This is a genomic window from Kocuria kalidii (genome assembly GCF_044462225.1).
GTDB classification, from domain to species: Bacteria; Actinomycetota; Actinomycetes; order Actinomycetales; family Micrococcaceae; genus Kocuria; species Kocuria kalidii.
In genome coordinates this window covers 17,198-37,172 of record NZ_JBISWJ010000078.1, presented here as the reverse complement: position 1 = coordinate 37,172, position 19,975 = coordinate 17,198, and the positions used below count along the sequence as shown (strand labels likewise).

Genomic DNA, 19,975 nt, shown 5'->3' with positions numbered 1-19,975 from the left:
GCCGGTGCACGGTCCAACTCTTCCACGTCCGAGGCCGAATGCGTGGTTGCGGCCTGCATGTCGCCGCCTCCGCGGAGCACATCGGTGGCGCCGGGGCCCCGGACGCTGCGTCCGGGGCGCGCACCGTCGGCCGTCTGCCGGACGTGCCGGGCGGTGCGACCCGTCCGGCGGGCGGTCGGCCGCGGACCGGCACCCGGGACAGCGGTCACCGCACCGAGGTGCGGCGCCTTCCCGCCGGCCGGTCGTGCGGGACCTCAGGACGGGCGCTCCGGGAGCTGCCGGCGCGGTCGCCGCGGAGGGCGCCCGCCCTCAGATCTCCGCGGCGGCCAGCACGGGCAGCGTGGGCGTCGCGGAGCCGCCGGCGGGCTCGACCGTCATGGCCACGGCCTCGGCGCGGTCGACGTCGCCGTCCAGCCAGACCTGCACCTGCCCCCCGCCGAAACGGACGTCCGGCACCGCGGTCTCGTCCTGCACGAGCCACAGCTGGTACTCCCGCCCCTCCCCCGGTCGCGTGAGGTCGGAGGCGACGAACAGGGCGGCATCCTCCTGCGCCGAGAGCACCAGGGTGGCAGGACTCCCGTCCACCTCGAGCTGGCGGGTCGTGACGTCGGGCGCGCCGAGCAGTCGGTTCTGCCGCTCCTGCTGCTGGGCGAGGAGCTGCTGCTCCCGCTGCTCGGCCTGCGTGCCGGCGGCCCAGCCCCCCAGGGCGGCGGCGGGCAGCAGGGCAGCGGCCGCGGCGGCGACCAGCCACCGGCGCCGGGAGCGGCGCCGATCCGCCAGGGGCACCACGGTGGCCGCGGCCGGGGTGCCGGTCGGGGTCCCGGCCGGCGTCTCCTGCTGCTCCGACCGCCGGGCCCCGCGCACGGCCTCGAGGACGTCCGCCCGCAGCTCCGGCGGCGGCGGCACGGCGACGGCGGAGGCCAGGCGCGCTCCGACCGCACCGAACGCGGCCACCTCCGCCCGGCACGCCGCGCAGCCCCGCAGATGGAGCTCGAATGCGGCGCGCTCGCCGGGTTCGAGGGCGTCCACGGCGTAGAGTGCCGCGTCGTCGTGGACATCCTCATGGATGTCGTCGTGGATGTCGTCGGTCCGGTCGTTCCCCGGATCGTCCTTCACGGCTGCACCCCCAGTGCTGATCTCAGGTTGTTGAGCCCGTCGCGGATCCTCGCCTTCGCCGTGCCCAGCGGGACCGCCAGGTGCTCCGCGACCTGCCGGTGACTGTACCCGCGGTAGTACACCAGGCAGACGGCCTCCCGCTGGAGCGCGCTGAGCGCCCCGAGCTCCGCGCGGACCTCCGCGGACTCCAGGGACTGCTCCACCGCACCCCACGTCGAGTCGGCCGGCGTCTGCACCTGGCGGACCTCGTACTGCTGGTCCCGGTCCCGCTCCCGCTGACTCTGCCGGATCCGGTCCACGGCGCGGCGGTGGGCCATGGTGCACAACCACGCCAGCACCGTACCGCGTCCGGGGTCGAAGCGCTCCGACTGCTGCCAGGCCATCAGGTAGACCTCCTGGACCACCTCGGCGGCCAGCTCCGGGGAGCGGACCAGCCGCAGCACGAGCCCGTGCACCGTCGACGACGTCGCGTCGTACAGCCGGGCGAAGGCGTCCTCGTCACCGCCGGCGCTGCGGCGCAGCAGCTCGGACTGCTCCTCGGCCCGCCCCGGCGCCGGCGCCGGGTTCCTGGTTCCGCGGCTCCGGCCGGCGGGTCCTTGGCTCACACGATCTCGCTGTTCACTCGGAGAGCAGCACCTCGCCCGGGACTCGAACGAGAGCGGTGTCGTTCTGCACCCTGCCACACCAATTCGATGCAATGCCATCGACACACGCGCTGTCTCCATGGCTCCTGTTCGTCGCGGGACCGGCACCGGACGGGTCGGCTCCCCCGTCCGGGGCCCCGAAGATTTTTTTCGTCCGGCACCCGTCCGGGGGACGTCCCGCGCCGAACTGACCGTGCACACTCCGACAGTGCGCACCAGCACGACCCCCGGTACGATCCCCGGTACGACACAGGAGAGAAACCCATGCGCAAGACCACGCTCCTCGCAGTCCCCACCCTGGCCCTCGGCGCGCTCACCATGGCGGCGGTCCCCGCCTCCGCCCACGAGCACGACTCGTGGTCCGCCCAGGCCGCGCTGAACACCCTGAACAGCAGCGGCACCACCGGTGACGTCATGGTCGACGTCCACGGCACCGAGGCGACCGTCAGCATGAACGTCTCCGGCGCGGCCGAGACGTTCATGGACGGCCCGTTCCCCCACGCCCAGCACATCCACATCGGCGCCCAGGGCGTGTGCCCGCCCGCCGGCGCGGACACGGACGGCGACGGCGTGGTGTCCACCCCCGAGGGCCACCCGTTCTACGGCATGATCGGCGCGTCCCTCACGACCGAGGGCGACACCAGCGCCGAGTCGGCCCTGGCCGTGGAGCGCTTCCCCGGCGGCAGCTCCTACACCTACGAGCGGACCTTCGAGCTGGACGCGGCGACCGCCGAGTCCCTGCAGAACGGCACTGCGGTCGTGGTCGTCCACGGCGTGGACCCGGCCAAGATGCCGGCCGCCGCCGCCGAGAAGATGAGCTCGCTGAACGAGGAGCTGCCCCTGGCCGCGACCCTGCCGGCGGCGTGCGGCACGCTGACCGCCTCCCAGATGGGCGCCATGCCCGAGGGCGGCGCCGACACCGGCGTGGCCCAGGAGACCGGCTCCAGCACCGAGGCCGTGGCCCTCGGCGGCGGGATCCTGGCCGCCGTCGCCGGCGGCGCCTGGGCCCTGCGCCGGCGCGCTGCCCGGGCCTGATCCCGCGGGACGGTTCCTGCCATGACGGGATCGACCACCGGTCGCCGCGGAGGCCTGCGGGCCGCCGCGGCGACCGCCGTCCTGCTCGCCACCGGCTGCGCCGCCGGACCCGGCGCCGGTGCCCCGGCGGCTCCGGGCGGCACGCCCGCCGCGTCCTCGGACGCCGCCCCGAGCACGGCGGCACCCGCACCTCCGACCGCACCGGCCGCCGTCCCGGCGGACGCTCCCGCGGTCCTGGGCGCGTCGGAGCCGGTCTCCCTGTCCGTTCCGGCCACCGGGACCCGGTCGGAGCTGCTGCACCTGGGGCTGCGCGAGGACGGCTCGCTCGAGGTCCCGCCCGAGCACCCGGGCGCCCCGGCGAGCTGGTACACCGGCTCCCCGACGCCGGGCGAGCGCGGCCCGGCGGTGCTGCTGGGCCACGTCAACGCCACCGGCGGCGGGCCGGGCGTCTTCGCCGACCTGCGCCGCCTCGGGGCCGGGGACACGATCGAGGTGGACCGCGCGGACGGGACCACGGCCGTGTTCGCCGTCGACCGCGGGGAGCAGTACGGCAAGGACGAGTTCCCCACGCTCGAGGTCTACGGCAACACGGAGGGTTCCGAGCTGCGGCTGATCACCTGCGACGGGTACGACCCGGACACCGGGGAGTTCGACGACAACTACGTGGTCTACGCCAGCCTGGTCTCCTGAGGGCCGCTGCGGGGACCGTGGAATCCGTGCCCCGGGCCCATGTCGCGGGAGACGCCCGTTCCCTAGGCTTGCCGGCAGGGAACAACCGTTTCCCGCCATCCGTCGCACCAGCGAGAGGAAGAATCTTCATGGGTCACATCACCGTCGGCACCGAGAACAGCACCGACATCGAGCTGTACTACGAGGACCACGGCAGCGGTCAGCCCGTTGTCCTCATCCACGGGTACCCCCTGGACGGCTCGTCCTGGGAGAAGCAGACCACCGCCCTGCTCGGGGCCGGCTACCGCGTCATCACCTACGACCGCCGCGGGTTCGGCCGTTCCAGCCGGCCCACGACCGGCTACGACTACGACACGTTCGCCGCGGACCTCGACGCGGTCCTGCGCACCCTCGACCTGGACGACGCCGTCCTGGTGGGATTCTCGATGGGGACGGGGGAAGTGGGGCGCTACCTCGGCACCTACGGGTCCTCCCGGGTGGCCAAGGCGGTCTTCCTGGGCTCGCTGGAGCCCTACCTGCTGCAGACCGAGGACAACCCCGCGGGAGTGCCGCAGGAGGTCTTCGACGGACTGGCCGCCGCCGTGACCGCCGACCGCTACGCCTTCTTCACCGAGTTCTTCGGCAACTTCTACAACACGGACACGTTCCTGGGCACGGACCGGCTGAGCCAGGAGGTCGTGGACGTCAGCTGGAACGTCGCCAGCCGTTCCGGGGCCGTGGCGTCGGTGGCCGCCCAGCCCACCTGGCTGACGGACTTCCGGGCCGACATCCCGAAGATCGACGTCCCGGCCCTCATCGTGCACGGCACCGCCGACAACATCCTGCCCATCGACGCCACGGGCCGGGAGTTCCACAAGGCCCTTCCGCAGGCGCAGTACGTCGAGATCGAGGGTGCCCCGCACGGGCTGCTCTGGACCCACGGGGCCGAGGTCAACGAGGCGCTGCTGGACTTCCTCGGCGGGTGACCCGCTCGCCCGCGGCGAGGGACCCGGGCGTCCGGCGGCCGCAGCGGAACGGGTCCGCCCGCCGAGCGCGGCAGGCGGACCCGTCCGGTCCCGGCCGCCCGGCGAGGACCGGGCGGCGCCGTGGAGGCCGCTCAGTGGCGCGGGCCCCGGTCCGGGCCCTCGGTGCCCGGCACGTCACCGGGACGGTCCTGCACGCCCGGTCCTCCCGGCTGGTCCGGCCGGCCGCCCGGGTGCTCTCCCGTGGTCCGGTCGCCACCGGTCCGGTCCCCACCGGTCCGGTCGCCGCCGAGGAACTGCCGTGCCTTCTGCTGGACCGTGCTCACGTGGCGCTCGTACTTGCGCCCGGTGCGCTTGTCCACGAAGCTGCCGGCCCGGTCGAGGGCCTTGTCGACCTTGTCCGGGTTGCGCTGGGCGAGCTGCTTGGCCTTGGCCGTGAGCCCCTTGAAGTTCACCATCACGTCTCCTTCCGAGAGAGGTCACCCCCGCGGACCCGCGGCGGTGCTGCCACCAGTCCATCATGCGGAGCTGTCCGCCGGCTGGCCAGGGCCGGGCCCCGGTAAGCCGGTCCGTGACCGCCCGGTGGGCGCCGGACGGTCAGTCGCGCTCGAGCGGCAGGGAGGGCGCCAGCCGGCGCAGGGACGCGAACGTGGGCACGAGCGCCTCGTAGAGCTGCTCGAACACCGGTTGCAGGGACGCATAGACCGCCGCGTCGGCGGTGTCCGGGCGCAGGGTGGACTCCACCTCCACCAGCTCGGAGGCCACGTCGATCGACTCGATCAGTCCCAGCGCCTGCATCCCGAGCAGCGCGGCGCCGAAGCCGGAGCCCTCGTGCCCCGAGGCGAAGGAGATGTCCGTCCCCAGGACGTCGGTGAGCATCTGCCGCCACAGCGGGCTCCGGGCGAATCCCCCGGTCGCCCGGATCTGCTCGACCGCCAGACCCGCCGAGCGCATCGACTGCAGGACCAGTCCCAGCTGCTGGCACACCCCCTCCAGGGCGGCGCGCACCAGGTGCTCGCGGCGGTGGGCGCGGGTCAGCCCCACGTAGGCGCCCTTGGGCAGCGAGCTCCAGTGCGGGGCGCGCTCGCTCAGCAGGTAGGGCAGCATGAGCAGCCCGCCGGACCCGGCCGGGACGCTCGCGGCGAGCGCGAGCAGCTCCTCCTCGGGCTCCTCCCCGAGGTCCGGGGCGATGGCGTCGCCCGCCCAGCCCAGGACCACGCCGCCGTTGTTGATCGCCCCGCCGACCACCCAGCGCCCCGGGGTCAGGGCGTAGCAGAACACCCGTCCCAGCGGGTCCACCACGGGACGGTCGACGACGACGCGCAGCGCGCCGCTCGTGCCGATCGAGCACGCCGCGACCCCGGGCCGGACGGCGCCCAGCCCGAGGTTGGCGAGCGGCCCGTCGCTGGCCCCCACCACGACGGGCGTTCCGGCGGGCAGCCCGGTGTCCCGGGCGCCCTCGTCCGTCAGCCCGGGCAGGACGTGGGTGGTGGGCACGAGCTCCGGCAGCTGCTCGGGGAGGATCCCGGCGTGGGCGAGCGCCTCGCCGTCCCAGGACAGCTCGTGGATGTCCATGAGCCCGGTGGCGGAGGCCACCGAGTGGTCCACCACGAGCGCGTTGCACAGCCGCAGCAGCACGAACTCCTTGATGCCGGCCCAGAAGGCGACGCGCTCGCACAGCTTCGGCTCCTGGTCGTGGAACCACACGAGCTTGGTCAGCGGCGACATCGGGTGCACCGGGGTGCCGGTGCGCCGGTGCAGCGCGAGCCCGCCCGTGCTCACCCGCAGCCGCTCCGCCTGGACGCTTGACCGGGTGTCGGCCCAGGTGACGAGCGGGGTGAGGGGCTCCCCCTCGGGCGAGAGCCCGAGCAGGCTGTGCATCGCGGCGCTGAAGGACAGGCCGGCCACGCGCTCCGCCCCGACCTCCTCGACCACGGCGCGGACCGTGTCCAGCACGGCCTGCAGGATCAGCAGGGGGTCCTGCACGGCGTGGCCGGGGTGCGGCTCCTCCAGCGGGTAGCCGGCCGAGGAGGAGGCGAGCTGCTCACCGCCCACGGCGAAGGCCACGGCCTTGGTGCTCGTGGTGCCGATGTCGACGCCCACCACCACGGGATCCGGCGCACCGTCCGCGTCCGGCCCCGGCATCAGCGGGGGTCCTCGGCGCCCAGGGACACGAGGACCTTCCCGGAGGCCGCGGAGTCCCGGGCCGCGGCGAAGGCCTCCACCGCCCGGTCGGCGGGGAACACGTGCGTGACCACGTCCTCGATCCCGGGGCGCTCGGCGAGCAGCTCGACCGCCTCGTCGATCTCGTCGTCGAACCGGAAGGACCCGCGCAGCTGGAGCTCCTTGGAGACCAGCGGGGCGAGGTTCACTGGCCGGGCCGCGTCCGGCACCATCCCCAGCTGGACCACCACGCCGCCGCGACGGGCCCCCACCAGGGCGGGGCTCACGGCCGCCGGCACGCCGGAGCACTCCAGCACCACGTCGAACGCCCCGGCCGGCACCTGGTCGACCCCGACCCGGACGGTGCCGTGCACGCCGAGCCGGCGCGCCCGGTCCAGCGGGCCCTCGAGGACGTCGGTGGCCACGACCTCCGCCGCACCCCGGGCCAGGGCCGCCGCGGCGGCGAGCAGGCCGATGGGCCCGGAGCCGGAGACGAGCACGCGCCGGCCGCCCACGCCCCCCGCCACGGCCAGTCCGTGCAGCGCCACCGCCAGCGGCTCGGCCAGCGCGGCCCGGCGCAGCGGGAGGTCCGCCGGGAGCACCCGGACCATGTCCCGGCGGACCAGCAGGTACTCGCTCATCCCGCCCTGGGTGTGCGGCCGGGTGGAGGCGCTGCCGAGGTAGGCCCCGCCGGGCCACAGGTGGCGCCGGTCCTCGATCCCGGGCTCGGGGATGCCGAAGGTGGCCGGGTGGACCGTCACCGGGGTGCCCGGCGGGAGCTCCCCGGCCGGGTCGAGGTCCACGGTGCCGGAGACCTCGTGGCCGGGCACGAGGGGCTCCCGGACCACGTACTCGCCGTTGGCGCCCTCGGCCCAGTAGTGCAGGTCGGACCCGCACACCCCGCCGTAGGCGATCCGGAGCCGGACCTGCCCCTCGGCGGGCTCCGGGGTGGGCACCTCCTCGACCCGCAGGTCGTCCTTGCCGTGGATCACGATGGCCTTCATGAGTTCTCCTCCTGGTACTTCCTGGACGGTCCGGGGGCGGTGCTGGCGGCCCGGGTCAGAGCACGGAGGTCATGCCGCCGTCGACCAGGACGTTGTGCCCCGAGACGAAGCTCGAGGCGTCCGAGCACAGGTAGACCAGCGTGCCCACGAGCTCGTCGACCCGGCCCCAGCGCCGGGCCGGGGTCCGCTCGACCACCCAGGAGTTGAACGCCTCGTCCTCGATGAGTGCCTGGTTCATCTCGGTGGCGAAGTAGCCGGGGGAGATCGCGTTGACCTGGATGTTGTGCCGGGCGAGGTCCGCGGCCATCCCCTTGGTGAGCATGGCCACCCCGCCCTTGGTGGCCGAGTACGGGGCGATGGTCTGCCGGGCGAGCACGGACTGGACGGAGGCGATGTTGACGACCTTGCCGGACCCGCGCTCCTGCATCCCGGGCACCACGGCCCGGGACACGTGGAACACGCTCGAGAGGTTCGCCGCGACGATGTCCTCCCAGTCCTGGGCCGCGAACTCGGCGAAGGGGGCCCGGCGCTGGATCCCGGCGTTGTTCACCAGGATGTCCGGGACGCCGTGCTCGGCCACCACCGCCTCGACCCCCGTCCGGACCGCCTCGGCGTCGGTGAGGTCGAAGGCCGCCGTGGCCGGGGCCGTGCCCGTGCTCCGGGTGATCTCGTCGCGCACCCGGGCGAGGGCGTCACCGTCGCGCCCGTGCAGGACCACGCGGGCGCCCGCCTCGGCGAGGCCCGTGGCCAGGGTCCGCCCCAGCCCCCGGGAGGACCCGGTGACGAGGGCGAGCCGGCCGGTGATGTCGAAGATGTTGTGCACGGGGAGCCTCAGGCGATGTAGAAGATGACGAGGACGATGGCGAAGCCGACGACGGACTCGAGGGCCTGCTGGACGGTCCACGTCTTCAGCGTGGTCTTGACGTCCATGCCCATGAGCCGGCCCACGAGCCAGAACCCGGAGTCGTTGACGTGGCCGGCGAAGACCGAGCCGGCGGCGGTGGCCAGCACGACGGCCGCGACCTCCACCGAGTTGAAGTTGCCGGCGGCCACGGCCGGGGCCATCAGGCCGGCGGCGGTGACGAGGGCGACGGTGGCCGACCCCTGGGCGAGGCGGAGCACCACGGCGATGAGGTAGGCCGCGAAGATCACGGGCAGGCCGATGCCGTCCAGCGAGGACTCCAGGGCGTCACCGATGCCGGAGGCGCGCAGGATGCCGCCGAACATGCCGCCGGCACCGGTGATCAGGATGACCGAGGCGACCGGGCCCAGCGAGGAGTCGATGACCTTCTCGAGGGCCGTGCCGTGCTCACCACGGCGGGTGCCGAGGACGAACAGGGCCACGAGCACCGAGATCAGCAGGGCGACCGGGGACGCCCCGACCGCTGAGAGCACGGGGAACCAGGGGGCCTCCTCGGAGACCGTGCCGGCCGCGCGCAGGAAGTCCAGGCCGGTGTTCATGAAGATGAGCAGGAGCGGCAGCAGCAGCAGGGCGACGATCGTGGAGACCCGGGGCGGGTTGACGGGCTGGTCCTCGTCGACGTCGCCGAAGAGCGCGGGCACGGGCAGGACGTACTTGCTGCCCACGCGCTTGCCCCACAGGTACGCCGAGACGTACCAGAGCGGGAAGGCCAGCAGCAGGCCGATGAGCAGGACCACGCCGAGGTCGGCGCCGTAGAGCTCGGTGGCGGCCACGGGACCGGGGTGCGGCGGCACGAAGACGTGCATGACCGAGAACGCACCGGCGGCGGGGATGCCGTAGAGGAGCACGTTGTTGCCGCTCACCCGGCGGGCGACCGCGAAGATGATCGGCAGCATGACCACCAGGCCGGCGTCGAAGAAGATCGGGAAGCCCATGATCAGGGAGGCGATGCCGAGCCCGAAGGGCGCCCGCTTCTCGCCGAAGATCTCCACCAGCTTGTCGGCCAGCGCCTTCGCGCCACCGCTGTGCTCCACGAGCTTGCCGAGCATGGCACCCAGGCCGATGAGCAGGGCCACCGCGCCGAGGGTGCTGCCGAAGGCCCCGACCGCGGTGTCGAGGATCAGGCCCGGCGGGATGCCGGTGGCGAACGCCGTCAGCAGCGCCACGAGGATCAGGGTCAAGAAGGCGTGCAGCTTGAACTTGATCACCAGGATCAGGATCAGTGCGATCGCTCCCACTGCGATCAGCAGCAGCGGCGTGGTTCCGAGGGTCTGTGTCCAGTCTTCCACTGGGCGTCTCCGATGCTCTCGTGCCTGCGGGCAGGCCATGGGTCTCGTCGTGATCCACGACACACGCTAGGCTGGCAGAAAGATCATACTTTTGGCAACACGGAGGCGCGTTCGTGCGCCACATGACGGACGGAGCGTTCATGCACGGGGTGGAGCAGCACAGCGGGGTGCTGGACCGGCTCGGCGGGAGCATCGCCGCGGGCGCGCGGACGCCGGGCACCGTCCTGACGCTCGCGGCCCTGGAGGAGGAGTTCGGGGTCTCCCGCACGCTCGTGCGCGAGGTGGTGCGCGTCCTCGAGTCCATGGGGATGGTGGAGTCCCGGCGGCGTGTGGGCGTCACCGTCCGCCCGCCCCGCGACTGGAACCCCTTCGACCCCCGGCTGATCCGGTGGCGGCTGGGCGGCCCGGGGCGGGACGACCAGCTGCGGGACCTCACGGAGCTGCGCGCCGCGATCGAGCCCGCGGCCGCCCGCCTGGCCGCGGTCCGGGCCGACGAGCCCACCCGGCGGCGCCTCGTGGACCTCGCCGCCCGGCTGCGGGAGCTCGGCGAGGCCGGCCACGGCACGGACCCGGAGTACCTCGAGGTGGACACCGGCTACCACGCGCTGCTGCTGGAGGCGAGCGGCAACACGATGCTCGCCGCGCTGCAGGACGTGGTGGCCGAGGTGCTCTCCGGTCGCACCGCGCTCGGGCTCATGCCCCGCGAGCCGGCCCCCGCGGCGCTCGCGGACCACGAGGCCACGGCCGCCGCCGTCGCCTCCGGTGACGCGGCCACGGCCGAGGACCGGGCGCGCGCCGTGGTCGCCGAGGTGCTCGACGAGGTCGTCGACGCGGTCGACGACGCGGTCGACGGGACCGGGGGGACGGACTGATCCGCCGGGCAGGCCTCCCCCGCCCGTAGGGTGGCACCATGGGCATCTCGGAGACCGACCGCGGACACCTGCGACGCTGCGTGGAGCTGGCCCGCGAGGCCCTCGACGCCGGGGACGAGCCGTTCGGCTCGGTGCTCGTCTCGGCCCGCGGGGAGGTCCTGTTCGAGGACCGCAACCGGGTGGCCGGCGGTGACGCCACCCGGCACCCCGAGTTCGAGATCGCCCGCTGGGCGGCCGCCCACCTGCTCCCGGAGGAGCGCTCGGCGGCGACGGTCTACACCTCGGGCGAGCACTGCCCCATGTGCGCGGCCGCGCACGCCTGGGTGGGGCTGGGCCGCATCGTGCACGCCTCCTCCTCGGCGCAGCTGAGCCGGTGGCTGGACGAGCTCGGCGCCGCACCCGCGCCCGTCGCGGCGCTGCCGATCTCCCAGGTGGCCCCGGGGCTGCCCGTGGACGGGCCGTGCCCCGAGCTGGTCCCGGCGGTGCGGGATCTGCACCGCCGGCTGCACCGGACGCGGCAGGCCGGGTCCCGCGGCTGAGCCGCGCGAGCACGCGGACGGTCCCGGGGGTGGCCAGGTCCCCCGTCCGGGGACCAGGATGGAGGAGCACCCCCGGTGGGCCGAGCCCGCCGGAACCGCTCGACGAGAGGAACGATCATGGTGGACATGGGAGGACTCGGGGACAAGGCGAAGAACTTCGCGGACCAGCACCCGGACAAGGTGGAGCAGGGCATCGACCGGGGCGGCGACGCCGTCGACGAGCGCACCGGGAACAAGTACGAGAGCCAGGTCGACACCGGCCAGGAGAAGGCCGGGGACTACCTCGGCACCGACGCGCAGGAGCAGAAGGACCAGCAGCAGAGCTGATCCGCACCGGCCGGAGGCACCGGCCGACCGCAGCCCCCGCCCGCCGTCCGGCGCGCGGGGGCTGACCCGTTCCGGGGCACCCGCCCGGCGAGGTCGCGGCCGACGGCGCGGGCACCGCACCCGGTGGCCGGCGCCCGCGACATCGACGCCCGCTCCCTCCGCGCGGACGGGCGCGGGACGGACGGGAGAGGGTCAGGCGAGGGCGTCGGCCAGGTAGGGCGCCGTCCGGCTCCGGGAGCACCCGGCCACGTCCGCCGGCGTCCCGGCGCACACGATCCGCCCGCCGGCCTCGCCGCCGGACGGGCCCATGTCGATCACCCAGTCCGACGACGCCACCACGTCCATGGCGTGCTCCACGACCACCACCGTGTTGCCGGCGTCCACCAGACGGTTCAGCTGGCGCAGCAGCAGCTGCACGTCCTGGGGGTGCAGCCCGGTGGTGGGCTCGTCCAGGAGGTACAGGGTGTGGCCGCGGCGGGCCCGCTGCAGCTCGGTGGCCAGCTTGATCCGCTGGGCCTCGCCGCCGGAGAGCTCGGTGGCCGGCTGGCCGAGCCGGAGGTAGCCGAGCCCCACGTCGAGCAGGGTGCGCAGGCTGCGCGCGGCGGCCGGCACGTCCGCGAGGAACTCCGCGGCGGTCTCCACGCGCATGCCCAGGACGTCCGCGATGCTCCGGCCCCGGTGGGTCACCTCCAGCGTCTCGGGGTTGTAGCGCGCGCCGTGGCAGTCGGGGCAGGGGCCGTAGGTGCCGGGCAGGAACAGCAGCTCGACGGCCAGGAAGCCCTCGCCCTGGCACGTCTCGCACCGTCCGCCGGTCACGTTGAAGGAGAAGCGCCCGGCCCCGTAGCCGCGGGCCCGCGCCTCGTCGGTGGCGGCGTAGAGCTTGCGGACCGCGTCGAACAGGCCCGTGTAGGTCGCCAGGTTGGAGCGCGGGGTGCGGCCGATGGGCCGCTGGTCCACGCGGATCAGCCGGTCCAGGTGCTCCAGGCCCTCGACCGCGTCCGGCCGCGCCCCGGTGACGGGGGCGGCGGCCTCCTCGGCGTCGGCGGGTCCCGGCTCCGCCCCGCCGTGCACGTGCCGGCCGACCGTCTCGGCCAGGACCTGGCTGACCAGCGTGGACTTGCCCGAGCCGGAGACCCCGGTGACCGCGGTGAGCACCCCCAGGGGGATCTCCGCGTCGCGGTCCACCAGGTTGTGCCGCGTGACCCCGCGCAGCCGCAGCCACCGCTCGACCGGACGGGGCGTCCGCGCCGTCGCCGTGCCGTCCGGGGACCCGTCCCGGACACCGTCCGGGGAACTGTCCGGGAACAGGAACGGGCGGGTGGCGGACTCCGTGACCTCGGCCAGGCCGGGGACGGGTCCGCTGTAGAGGACCGCGCCGCCGCGGTCCCCGGCCTGGGGGCCCACGTCCACGACCCAGTCGGAGCGCCGCACCACGGCCATGTCGTGCTCCACCACGAAGACCGAGTTCCCGGAGGCCTTCAGCTCCTCGAGCACCGCCAGCAGCGGCTCGGCGTCGGCCGGGTGCAGGCCCGCCGAGGGCTCGTCGAGCACGTAGACCACGCCGAAGAGCCCGGAGCGCAGCTGGGTGGCGATCCGCAGCCGCTGCATCTCCCCGGGGGAGAGCGTGGGCGTGGACCGGTCCAGGCTCAGGTAGCCGAGTCCCAGGTCCAGGAGCACCTGCAGCCGTCCGAGCAGGTCCTTCGCGATGGTCACGGCGGCTTCGCTGCGCTCCCCCGAGGACACGGCCCGGGAGGCGGTGCCGGCGTGCACCAGGGCGGCCGTGGGCCGGACCACCTCGGCCAGCTCGCCCAGGGACGCCCCGTTGAGCTCGGCGATGCTCCGGCCCGCGAACGTCACGGCCAGCGCCTCGGAGCGCAGCCCGCTGCCGGCGCACACGGGGCAGGGCCCCGTGACCACGTACCGCAGGACGCGCTCGCGCATCTGCTGGCTCGCGGAGTCCGCCAGGGTGTGCAGGACGTAGCTCCTGGCGCTCCAGAACCGCCCCTTGTACGGCTTCGCCACGCGGTCCCGCTGCGGGGTGATCTCCACGACCGGCTGGTCCTCCGTGAACAGGATCCAGTCGCGGTCCGCCCGGGGCAGCTCCTGCCAGGGGACGTCGACGTCGTGCCCCAGGTGGGTCAGGATGTCGCGCAGGTTCTTGCCCTGCCACGCGCCCGGCCACGCGGCGATCGCGCCGTCCCGGACGCTGAGCGCCGGGTCCGGGACCAGGGAGGACTCGGTGACGTCGTGCACGGTGCCCAGGCCCGAGCACTCCCGGCACGCGCCGGCGGCGGTGTTGGGCGAGAAGGCGTCCGAGTCCAGGCTCCCCGCGGCGGTCCCCGGGTAGGTGCCCGCCCGGGAGAAGAGCATGCGCATCGAGTTGGACAGCGTGGTGAGGGTCCCCACCGTGGAGCGCGAGCTCGGCGTGCCGCGGCGCTGCTGGAGGGCCACGGCCGGGGGCAGCCCGGTGATCTCCTCGACCGCCGGGTTGTGCCCCTGCTGGATCAGGCGCCGCGCGTAGGGCGCCACGGACTCCAGGTACCGCCGCTGGGCCTCGGCGTAGATCGTGCCGAAGGCCAGGGAGGACTTCCCGGAGCCGGAGACACCGGTGAAGGCGACGATCGCGTCCCGGGGGACGTCCACGTCCACGTGGCGCAGGTTGTTCTCGGAGGCTCCCCGGACCCGGACCATGCCGGTGCGGGGGACGTCGGGTGCGGGGGCCGGGGCGGTGCCGGAAAGGGTGCTCACCGCCTCCACCCTAGCGACCGCCGTGGCCGCCCCCGTGGTCAGCCCAGGATCCGGTCGTTCCGGTGCCGCTCCCGGCCGATCGACCACGCCGTGTCCGCGGGGGCGGGATCCACCACGTGGGCCGACCACTCGTCCAGGCCGGTGAACCAGCGGGCACCGTCCCGGCCGGCGACCACGAGCGCCGTGGCGAGCACCCCGGCCAGCCGTGCGTCCGGGCCGACCACCGTCGCGGACCGGGCACCCCTGGCGGGCCGGCCCGTGCGCGGATCCACGATGTGCGCCGGGCGCTCGTAGGTGCCCGAGGTCGACACCGCGCCGTTGCCGGGCAGCACGGTCCACGTGACGGCGCCGGCGTCGTCGGGGTGGCGGATCCCGACCTCCCACGGCTCGCCCGGCCCGGCGAGCCCGCGGGTCACGACGTCCCCGCCGGCGTCGACGCAGACGTTCGCGCACCCGGCGCGGACGAGGTCGTCGGCGATCCGTTCCGCGGCCCACGCCGTGACGTAGCCGGAGGGGTCGAAGCCGCCGCGCACGGCCCAGGGGTCGAAGCAGCCGTCGGTCAGCAGCAGCCCCTCCCGGCAGCGCTGCAGCACGTCGAGCACGGCTCCCTGCGCGGCGTCCCACCGGGTGAGCCGGCGCTCGTCGAGCAGGCCCGTCCGGAGGGCCGTCACGAGGGAGTCGGGGCGGTAGGCGGAGAAGACGGCGTCGACCCACCGCATGTTGGCCACGGCCGTGTCGAGGGCGTGCTGGACGGCGGGCCCGGGCGGCAGGCCCTCCTCGCCGGCGCGGACGTCGACGGTCACGGAGGTGCCCCAGATCAGCTCGCGGTGGCGGCGCGACCGGCCCTCGGGGCGGCGGAGCTCGACGACGGGGGCGCTCACAGCCCGGCCCGCCCCAGGAGCTCCCGGCAGGCCGTGCGGTAGCCCTGCACGGCGCGGTCGGCGCCGCTCACGACGTCGACCCGCGCCGGTCGCCGCGTGAGGGTCTCCTCGCGGAGGACGGGGACGGTGCGGTCGTCGAGCCGCTGCGGGGGGCGTGGGGGGAGGTGTGTACGGTCGATGCTTCTGACTATAGATCTGGGCGTGTCCCGGGTCACTGGACTTTCGGGCAGATCTCCCGGGCCAGGGGACCGGCGGGCGGACGGCCCCGCCCCCGCGGCGGCGCGGGGACGGGGCCGTCCGGTTCCGTCCTACTCGGCGAGGTACGGGTCCTCGTCGCTGATCTCGATGACCTGCAGGGGCAGCTGGGTGCCGGGGCCGCAGAACTGCTCCGGCGTGGGGCACTCCTGGAGGAAACCGGAGACGACGGCCGGGCCCTCGTCGAAGGCCATGGTGAAGGCCACGATCTCGTAGTCGAGCGTGACCTCGCCGCCCTCGCACGTCCACTGCTCGAAGGAGCTGCCGTTGGCGATCCGGCCCTCGGAGACCCGCTGGGTGACGCTGAGCGAGACGAAGACGTCGGTCCCCTCGGTGCAGGTCACGGTGTACGTCCCCGTGATGGCGGCTCCCTCGGCGACCCGTGTGGCGTCGCTGATGTCGTAGAGCTCCACGACGGCCTGGGCCGGTGCCGCGGCGACGAGGCCGACCCCCCCGGCGAAGGCGGCGGCGGCGACTGCTCTGGTGGTTCTTCTCATGGTTCTGTCCCATCCGGTGGAGAAGCGGAGACCGCTTCGCGACTGGTGCCGGCTCGCGGCGCGTTCCCCGAACGCCCCTCGAGCCCCGTGTCGGGTCCGACGTCACCAACGTAATCCCAGGTCAGGGGAGGTCGGCCACGTGGAGCGAAGATGACGGACACGATTCGGCCACGGCCACGGCCGTCCCGGCGGATCAGGAGGCGCGCAGGGTCCGGGGCCGTCCGATCCGGGTCCGGACGCCGGGCGAGAACAGCGCCGACTCGGGCGGACCGTCCACGTCGAGGCCCGCCGCGGCCAGCAGCCCGTCCTCGAGGTGCGTCGTCGTGGCGGGGTGCAGCGGCCAGGGCTCGTGCGAGACGGGGACGTGCACCGTGCGGCCGGCGAACCGGCTGTGCAGGCCGAACCGGGCGGTGAGCTCCAGCGACAGATCGTCCCGGGCCAGGGCCGCGCGGTCCGGGCGCACGGCGAAGGAGGAGGCGGCCCCGCCGCGGCGCCGTCGGACGTCGTAGCCGTAGTCGGGCTCCGGGGCGTCGGTCACCCGCGCGCGGCACCGCGACCACACGTAGGGCAGTCCCGCGGCCCGGGCACCGAGGACCACGGCGAGCCAGGGGGCGTCGAGGGACAGGAACACCACGCCGCGCGTGCCGTCCTCCTCGCGCGAGTACAGGCGCACGTTGATCTCGGGGAAGGTCCCGAGTCGGGGCAGGGGCACCGCGGCGCCGAGGCGGAGCCGGTGCATCCGGAAGCCCACGAGGCCCACCCAGGCGGACCCGTCGACCACGTCGGGCCGCACCCCCGGGGGCAGGCGCGCCGACGCCGCGGACGGGGGGATCCGCCAGTGCAGGAAGACGGCGTCCTCCCAGCGCTGGTCCATCAGCACGGGGCGGGGCAGCTCCGGCGCCGCCGGCCACGGGCCGGTCACGTCAGCTCCCGCCCTCCGGCTCCTCAGTTCTGCTCGGCCGGGATCTCACCCTCCCGGGGGCCCTCGCCGTCCGGGGTGGCCTCGTCCTCGATGGCGTCGGTGGCCTCGTCGCCGGCCGGCGCGTCCGCACCGCCGGCCCCCGTGTCGTCGCACCCCACGAGTCCCAGGGCGCCGAAGGACAGGAGGCCGATCGCCAGCGTCCTGCGCCACCAGTTCTCGCCCGCTGCTGCCGCCATGGCTCCCCCTCCGTGCTGTCCTGTGGAACCCTGATGGTAAGCACGCTTGTCAATGCGGTGCAAGAGATGGTGGGTCGTCATTGTCGGAACATGCTCAGGAACACCTCGGGGTGCTGCCGCTACTGTCGAGTACGGGGACCGCACCGCCCGGGAGAGCGTTCCGGCCGTTCCCCCACGTCCGTACGGGAACGGAGGCGCAGCGTGCGCACGAGCTGTCGACGAGGCCCCGCCGGCCGCACCGTGGCCCTCGGTGCAGCCCTCGCGCTGCTGCTGGCCGGGTGCGGCGGGCAGCCGGCCGTCACGAGCACCGCCCCGACGGCGGCGGCCACCGCTCCCGCCGCCGTCGAGCTGGCCGCGGACCTGGACGATCTCGCCGAGGAGGTGCCGGGGGAGCTGGGGGTCGTGCTGCTCGATCCGGAGGGCGGCGAGGTGGTGTCGCGCAACGCCGCCCGTCCGTTCACGAGCGCGAGCCTCTACAAGCTCTTCGTGGCCCACGCGGTCCTCGACGGGGTCGACCGCGGCGCCATCGCGCTCTCGGACGTCACACCGGGGCTGGGCCTCACGGTCGAACAGGCCCTCGGCGCGATGATCAGCTGGTCGGACAACGCCGCCGGAGCGGCACTGGGGGGATGGCTGAGCTGGGAGGAGGTCGAATCCTTCGCACACGGGCACGGCTTCGCAGCCACCACGTTCGACCCCGGCACCGGGTCCGCCGACGTCGTGGCCATGACCACCACCCCCGCCGACGTCGCCGCCTTCCTGGACCGGCTGCGCCGGGGCGAGCTGCTCACCGGTCCCTCCACCGCCCTGCTCCTCCGCCTCCTCGAGGACCAGCAGCTCGACTACGCCCTGTCCGAGGGCTTCTCCCCGGACGTCGGCTTCGCGCACAAGACCGGCCTGCTCGAGGACGTCTCGCACGACGCCGGGCTCGTCGAGCACGGCGGGCGCGAGCACGTCCTCGCCGTGCTCACCGACGGGTGGTCCGGCTACGAGGACTCGAGGCCCTGGTTCGAGGACGCGGGGCGCGAGTTCGACGCGTACGTGCACGCGGACGCCTCCGCCTCCCCCCTCGCCCCTCCCCTGGCGCGGGCGGCGCCGTAGGCGGGCGCTCAGGCCGCCCCCGGCGGCACCGCGACCACGCGACCCCGCCAGCGCCGCCGGACCCACCGGTCGTGGGTGGCCAGCACCACCGTGCCCGGATGGTCCTCCAGGGCCCGTTCGAGCTCCTCGGCCAGGGCCAGCGACAGGTGGTTGGTCGGCTCGTCGAGCAGGAGCAGCGGTGCGGGCTCGGCGACCAGGGCCGCGAGCGCGACCCTCCGCCGCTGCCCCGGGGACAGCTCCCGGAGGGGACGGGAGGCGTCGCCGTCGCGCAACAGGCCCAGCTCCTCCAGCGCCGGGGCGCGCTCCCCGTCCCGCAGCCGGGACCGGTAGGCCGCCTCCGCCGTGCACGACAGGTCCGGCCAGGAGTCGTCCTGGGCCAGGCGGCCGACGACGACGGAGGCCTGCCGCTCCACGGTCCCGCCGTCGGGGCGCAGATCCCCCGCCAGCACGGAGAGCAGCGTCGACTTCCCGGTGCCGTTCGGGCCCTCGACGAGCAGCCGGTCCCCCGCGCGCAGGACCAGGTCGATCGGCGCCAGGCGCCCCTCGACCGCAGCCCCGGTCAGCCGGACCAGCGGGACGCCGCCGTCCCGGGAGGTGGCCGCACGCCGGTCGAAGCCGGTGAAGCGCAGGGGCTCCGGCGGGGCGTCCACCGCGGTGCGCTCGAGCTCGGCCAGCCGGTGGCGGGCCGAGCGCACCCGGCCGCCGACCGTCTTGGCGGCCCGGTCGCTGTAGAACTTCCGGGTGATCCGCCCCTCGGACTTCGGGGCCGTGGTGTGGAAGATCTCCCGGCCGGAGACGTCGGCGATCTCCTGGAGCCGGGCCCGCTCCTGCCCCTGCGCGGTGAACCGCTCGGCCCAGCGGCGGCGGGCGTCCTCCCGCTGCTCGAGGTAGGAGGTGTAGCCGCCGGTGCACGACGCGCCCTGCCGGGGCGGCCCGCCCGCGGACTCGTCCGCGCCCAGGGCCGGGTCGAGGTCGACCAGCCCGGTGGCCACGGCGTCCAGGAACCAGCGGTCGTGGCTGGCCAGGAGGACCGGGCCCGGCCAGGCCGCCAACCGGCCCGTGAGGAAGTCGGCGGCGGCGTCGTCGAGGTGGTTGGTCGGCTCGTCGAGCAGCAGCGCCGTGGGCTCGGCCAGCAGCAGCGCCGCGAGCGCGAGCCGGCGGCGCTGCCCGCCGGAGAGCTCGCGGACGGCCCGGTCCCGCGCCGTCCGGCCGAGGCCGAGCCCGCCCAGGACCGTCTCGACACGGGCGTCGAGTGTCCACAGACCCTGGGCCTCGGCGTCCCGGAGGGCGGCGTCGTAGGCGTCGGCCGTCGCGGGGTCGTCGGGTCTCTCGGTGATCCGGGCCGCGAGCGCCGCGAGACGGTGCTCGAGGGCGCGGACCTCCGCGACGGCGTGCTCGACGACCTGCCCCAGCGTGGTGCCGGCGGACGGGTCGAGCTCCTGCCGGAGCAGCCCGGTGCGCTCGGGCCGGTGCACGGTGCCGGTGCTCGGCACGAGGAGCCCGGCGGCCACGTGCAGCAGGGTGGTCTTGCCGGCGCCGTTCTCCCCGATCAGCCCGATGCGCTCACCGGCGGAGACGGTCAGCGACACGTCGGTGAGGACCCGGCGGCCGGGGTGGCCGGCACTGATGCCGTCGAGGCGCAGATGGGCGGAGGGGCGCGGGGCGGCGGTCGCCGCCGAGAGGGCGGAGGAGGTCATGGTGAGGTCCTGTCGACGCTGAGGGGCGGGCCCACCGGGCAGGTGCGGCACCGGATGCGCGAAAGCCGCCTGGGC

At 74.9% G+C, this 19,975-nt stretch carries 20 protein-coding genes; 7 read left to right on the top strand and 13 right to left on the bottom strand.

Annotation, left to right across the window (positions count from 1 at the left end):
• Window positions 1–309: 309 nt before the first annotated feature.
• On the bottom strand, window positions 310–1,116 hold the full coding sequence (locus ACH9D3_RS11695) for an anti-sigma factor (protein ID WP_396411044.1): 807 nt from the start codon (window positions 1,114–1,116) through the stop codon (window positions 310–312).
• Window positions 1,113–1,721 (bottom strand): ECF RNA polymerase sigma factor SigK, encoded by a 609-nt coding sequence (gene sigK / locus ACH9D3_RS11690; protein WP_396399442.1) that lies wholly within the window; start codon window positions 1,719–1,721, stop codon window positions 1,113–1,115. The genes ACH9D3_RS11695 and sigK overlap by 4 nt, the downstream gene beginning before the upstream one ends.
• Before the next feature lie 303 nt (window positions 1,722–2,024).
• Here sigK and ACH9D3_RS11685 point away from each other — a divergent pair, with 303 nt between their 5' ends.
• The 3 genes from ACH9D3_RS11685 (at window position 2,025) to ACH9D3_RS11675 (ending at window position 4,450) form a co-directional block, all read left to right on the top strand.
• A complete protein-coding gene (locus tag ACH9D3_RS11685; protein ID WP_396411043.1) occupies window positions 2,025–2,795 on the top strand; it encodes a hypothetical protein in 771 nt (256 codons plus the stop codon).
• Between the two features lie 21 nt (window positions 2,796–2,816).
• Window positions 2,817–3,485 carry a class F sortase gene (locus ACH9D3_RS11680; protein WP_396411042.1) on the top strand — a complete coding sequence of 223 codons (669 nt, stop codon included), beginning with the start codon at window positions 2,817–2,819 and terminating at the stop codon, window positions 3,483–3,485.
• A 128-nt stretch (window positions 3,486–3,613) separates the two neighbouring features.
• The gene (locus tag ACH9D3_RS11675) at window positions 3,614–4,450 is read left to right on the top strand and encodes an alpha/beta fold hydrolase (protein ID WP_396399445.1); all 837 of its coding nucleotides are present in this window, start codon (window positions 3,614–3,616) and stop codon (window positions 4,448–4,450) included.
• 131 nt (window positions 4,451–4,581) lie between these two features.
• Here the strand turns inward: ACH9D3_RS11675 and ACH9D3_RS11670 are convergent, their stop codons facing one another.
• The 5 genes from ACH9D3_RS11670 to ACH9D3_RS11650 all read right to left on the bottom strand — a co-directional run bounded on the left by ACH9D3_RS11670 (window position 4,582) and on the right by ACH9D3_RS11650 (window position 9,825).
• Window positions 4,582–4,905, bottom strand: a complete 324-nt coding sequence (locus tag ACH9D3_RS11670; RefSeq protein WP_396399446.1) for an antitoxin — start codon at window positions 4,903–4,905, stop codon at window positions 4,582–4,584.
• Between the two features lie 139 nt (window positions 4,906–5,044).
• Window positions 5,045–6,592: an FGGY family carbohydrate kinase gene (locus tag ACH9D3_RS11665; protein ID WP_396411041.1), complete on the bottom strand. Its 1,548-nt coding sequence runs from the start codon at window positions 6,590–6,592 to the stop codon at window positions 5,045–5,047.
• Window positions 6,592–7,614 carry a zinc-binding dehydrogenase gene (locus ACH9D3_RS11660; RefSeq protein WP_396399448.1) on the bottom strand — a complete coding sequence of 341 codons (1,023 nt, stop codon included), beginning with the start codon at window positions 7,612–7,614 and terminating at the stop codon, window positions 6,592–6,594. The genes ACH9D3_RS11665 and ACH9D3_RS11660 overlap by 1 nt, the downstream gene beginning before the upstream one ends.
• A gap of 55 nt (window positions 7,615–7,669) precedes the next feature.
• A complete protein-coding gene (locus ACH9D3_RS11655; RefSeq protein ID WP_396411040.1) occupies window positions 7,670–8,437 on the bottom strand; it encodes an SDR family oxidoreductase in 768 nt (255 codons plus the stop codon).
• An 8-nt stretch (window positions 8,438–8,445) separates the two neighbouring features.
• A complete protein-coding gene (locus ACH9D3_RS11650) occupies window positions 8,446–9,825 on the bottom strand; it encodes a GntP family permease (protein WP_396399450.1) in 1,380 nt (459 codons plus the stop codon).
• Window positions 9,826–9,947: 122 nt separating this feature from the next.
• Here ACH9D3_RS11650 and ACH9D3_RS11645 point away from each other — a divergent pair, with 122 nt between their 5' ends.
• The 3 genes from ACH9D3_RS11645 (at window position 9,948) to ACH9D3_RS11635 (ending at window position 11,563) form a co-directional block, all read left to right on the top strand.
• Complete coding sequence (locus ACH9D3_RS11645) at window positions 9,948–10,697, top strand: FCD domain-containing protein (protein ID WP_396411098.1); 750 nt, start codon at window positions 9,948–9,950, stop codon at window positions 10,695–10,697.
• 38 nt (window positions 10,698–10,735) lie between these two features.
• Window positions 10,736–11,236 carry a deaminase gene (locus ACH9D3_RS11640; protein ID WP_396411039.1) on the top strand — a complete coding sequence of 167 codons (501 nt, stop codon included), beginning with the start codon at window positions 10,736–10,738 and terminating at the stop codon, window positions 11,234–11,236.
• Between the two features lie 117 nt (window positions 11,237–11,353).
• Entirely contained in the window at window positions 11,354–11,563 is a 210-nt protein-coding gene (locus ACH9D3_RS11635) for an Rv0909 family putative TA system antitoxin (RefSeq protein WP_396411038.1), read from the top strand.
• Window positions 11,564–11,755: 192 nt separating this feature from the next.
• On the opposite strand, the gene ACH9D3_RS11630 is transcribed toward ACH9D3_RS11635, so the two are convergent.
• The 5 genes from ACH9D3_RS11630 to ACH9D3_RS11610 all read right to left on the bottom strand — a co-directional run bounded on the left by ACH9D3_RS11630 (window position 11,756) and on the right by ACH9D3_RS11610 (window position 17,102).
• Complete coding sequence (locus ACH9D3_RS11630; RefSeq protein ID WP_396411097.1) at window positions 11,756–14,254, bottom strand: ABC transporter; 2,499 nt, start codon at window positions 14,252–14,254, stop codon at window positions 11,756–11,758.
• Window positions 14,255–14,349: 95 nt separating this feature from the next.
• Window positions 14,350–15,192, bottom strand: a complete 843-nt coding sequence (locus ACH9D3_RS11625) for an FAD:protein FMN transferase (RefSeq protein WP_396411037.1) — start codon at window positions 15,190–15,192, stop codon at window positions 14,350–14,352.
• A 308-nt stretch (window positions 15,193–15,500) separates the two neighbouring features.
• On the bottom strand, window positions 15,501–15,944 hold the full coding sequence (locus tag ACH9D3_RS11620; RefSeq protein WP_396411036.1) for a hypothetical protein: 444 nt from the start codon (window positions 15,942–15,944) through the stop codon (window positions 15,501–15,503).
• A 193-nt stretch (window positions 15,945–16,137) separates the two neighbouring features.
• The gene (locus tag ACH9D3_RS11615; RefSeq protein ID WP_396411096.1) at window positions 16,138–16,818 is read right to left on the bottom strand and encodes a YqjF family protein; all 681 of its coding nucleotides are present in this window, start codon (window positions 16,816–16,818) and stop codon (window positions 16,138–16,140) included.
• A 71-nt stretch (window positions 16,819–16,889) separates the two neighbouring features.
• Window positions 16,890–17,102 carry a hypothetical protein gene (locus ACH9D3_RS11610; RefSeq protein ID WP_396411035.1) on the bottom strand — a complete coding sequence of 71 codons (213 nt, stop codon included), beginning with the start codon at window positions 17,100–17,102 and terminating at the stop codon, window positions 16,890–16,892.
• A 201-nt stretch (window positions 17,103–17,303) separates the two neighbouring features.
• Between ACH9D3_RS11610 and ACH9D3_RS11605 the strand changes: the two genes are divergently transcribed.
• On the top strand, window positions 17,304–18,203 hold the full coding sequence (locus tag ACH9D3_RS11605; RefSeq protein ID WP_396411034.1) for a serine hydrolase: 900 nt from the start codon (window positions 17,304–17,306) through the stop codon (window positions 18,201–18,203).
• Window positions 18,204–18,211: 8 nt separating this feature from the next.
• Here the strand turns inward: ACH9D3_RS11605 and ACH9D3_RS11600 are convergent, their stop codons facing one another.
• On the bottom strand, window positions 18,212–19,900 hold the full coding sequence (locus ACH9D3_RS11600) for an ATP-binding cassette domain-containing protein (RefSeq protein ID WP_396411033.1): 1,689 nt from the start codon (window positions 19,898–19,900) through the stop codon (window positions 18,212–18,214).
• Window positions 19,901–19,975 lie beyond the last annotated feature (75 nt).

Bases quoted from the DNA above. Each gene is read 5' to 3' on its own strand.
- ACH9D3_RS11685 (WP_396411043.1), top strand. From the start codon at position 2,025: ATGCGCAAGACCACGCTCCTCGCAGTCCCCACCCTGGCCCTCGGCGCG.
- ACH9D3_RS11680 (WP_396411042.1), top strand. From the start codon at position 2,817: ATGACGGGATCGACCACCGGTCGCCGCGGAGGCCTGCGGGCCGCCGCG.
- ACH9D3_RS11675 (WP_396399445.1), top strand. From the start codon at position 3,614: ATGGGTCACATCACCGTCGGCACCGAGAACAGCACCGACATCGAGCTG.
- ACH9D3_RS11670 (WP_396399446.1), bottom strand. From the start codon at position 4,905: ATGGTGAACTTCAAGGGGCTCACGGCCAAGGCCAAGCAGCTCGCCCAG.
- ACH9D3_RS11665 (WP_396411041.1), bottom strand. From the start codon at position 6,592: ATGCCGGGGCCGGACGCGGACGGTGCGCCGGATCCCGTGGTGGTGGGC.
- ACH9D3_RS11660 (WP_396399448.1), bottom strand. From the start codon at position 7,614: ATGAAGGCCATCGTGATCCACGGCAAGGACGACCTGCGGGTCGAGGAG.
- ACH9D3_RS11645 (WP_396411098.1), top strand. From the start codon at position 9,948: ATGACGGACGGAGCGTTCATGCACGGGGTGGAGCAGCACAGCGGGGTG.
- ACH9D3_RS11640 (WP_396411039.1), top strand. From the start codon at position 10,736: ATGGGCATCTCGGAGACCGACCGCGGACACCTGCGACGCTGCGTGGAG.
- ACH9D3_RS11635 (WP_396411038.1), top strand. From the start codon at position 11,354: ATGGTGGACATGGGAGGACTCGGGGACAAGGCGAAGAACTTCGCGGAC.
- ACH9D3_RS11630 (WP_396411097.1), bottom strand. From the start codon at position 14,254: ATGGTCCGGGTCCGGGGAGCCTCCGAGAACAACCTGCGCCACGTGGAC.
- ACH9D3_RS11620 (WP_396411036.1), bottom strand. From the start codon at position 15,944: ATGAGAAGAACCACCAGAGCAGTCGCCGCCGCCGCCTTCGCCGGGGGG.
- ACH9D3_RS11615 (WP_396411096.1), bottom strand. From the start codon at position 16,818: ATGGACCAGCGCTGGGAGGACGCCGTCTTCCTGCACTGGCGGATCCCC.
- ACH9D3_RS11610 (WP_396411035.1), bottom strand. From the start codon at position 17,102: ATGGCGGCAGCAGCGGGCGAGAACTGGTGGCGCAGGACGCTGGCGATC.
- ACH9D3_RS11600 (WP_396411033.1), bottom strand. From the start codon at position 19,900: ATGACCTCCTCCGCCCTCTCGGCGGCGACCGCCGCCCCGCGCCCCTCC.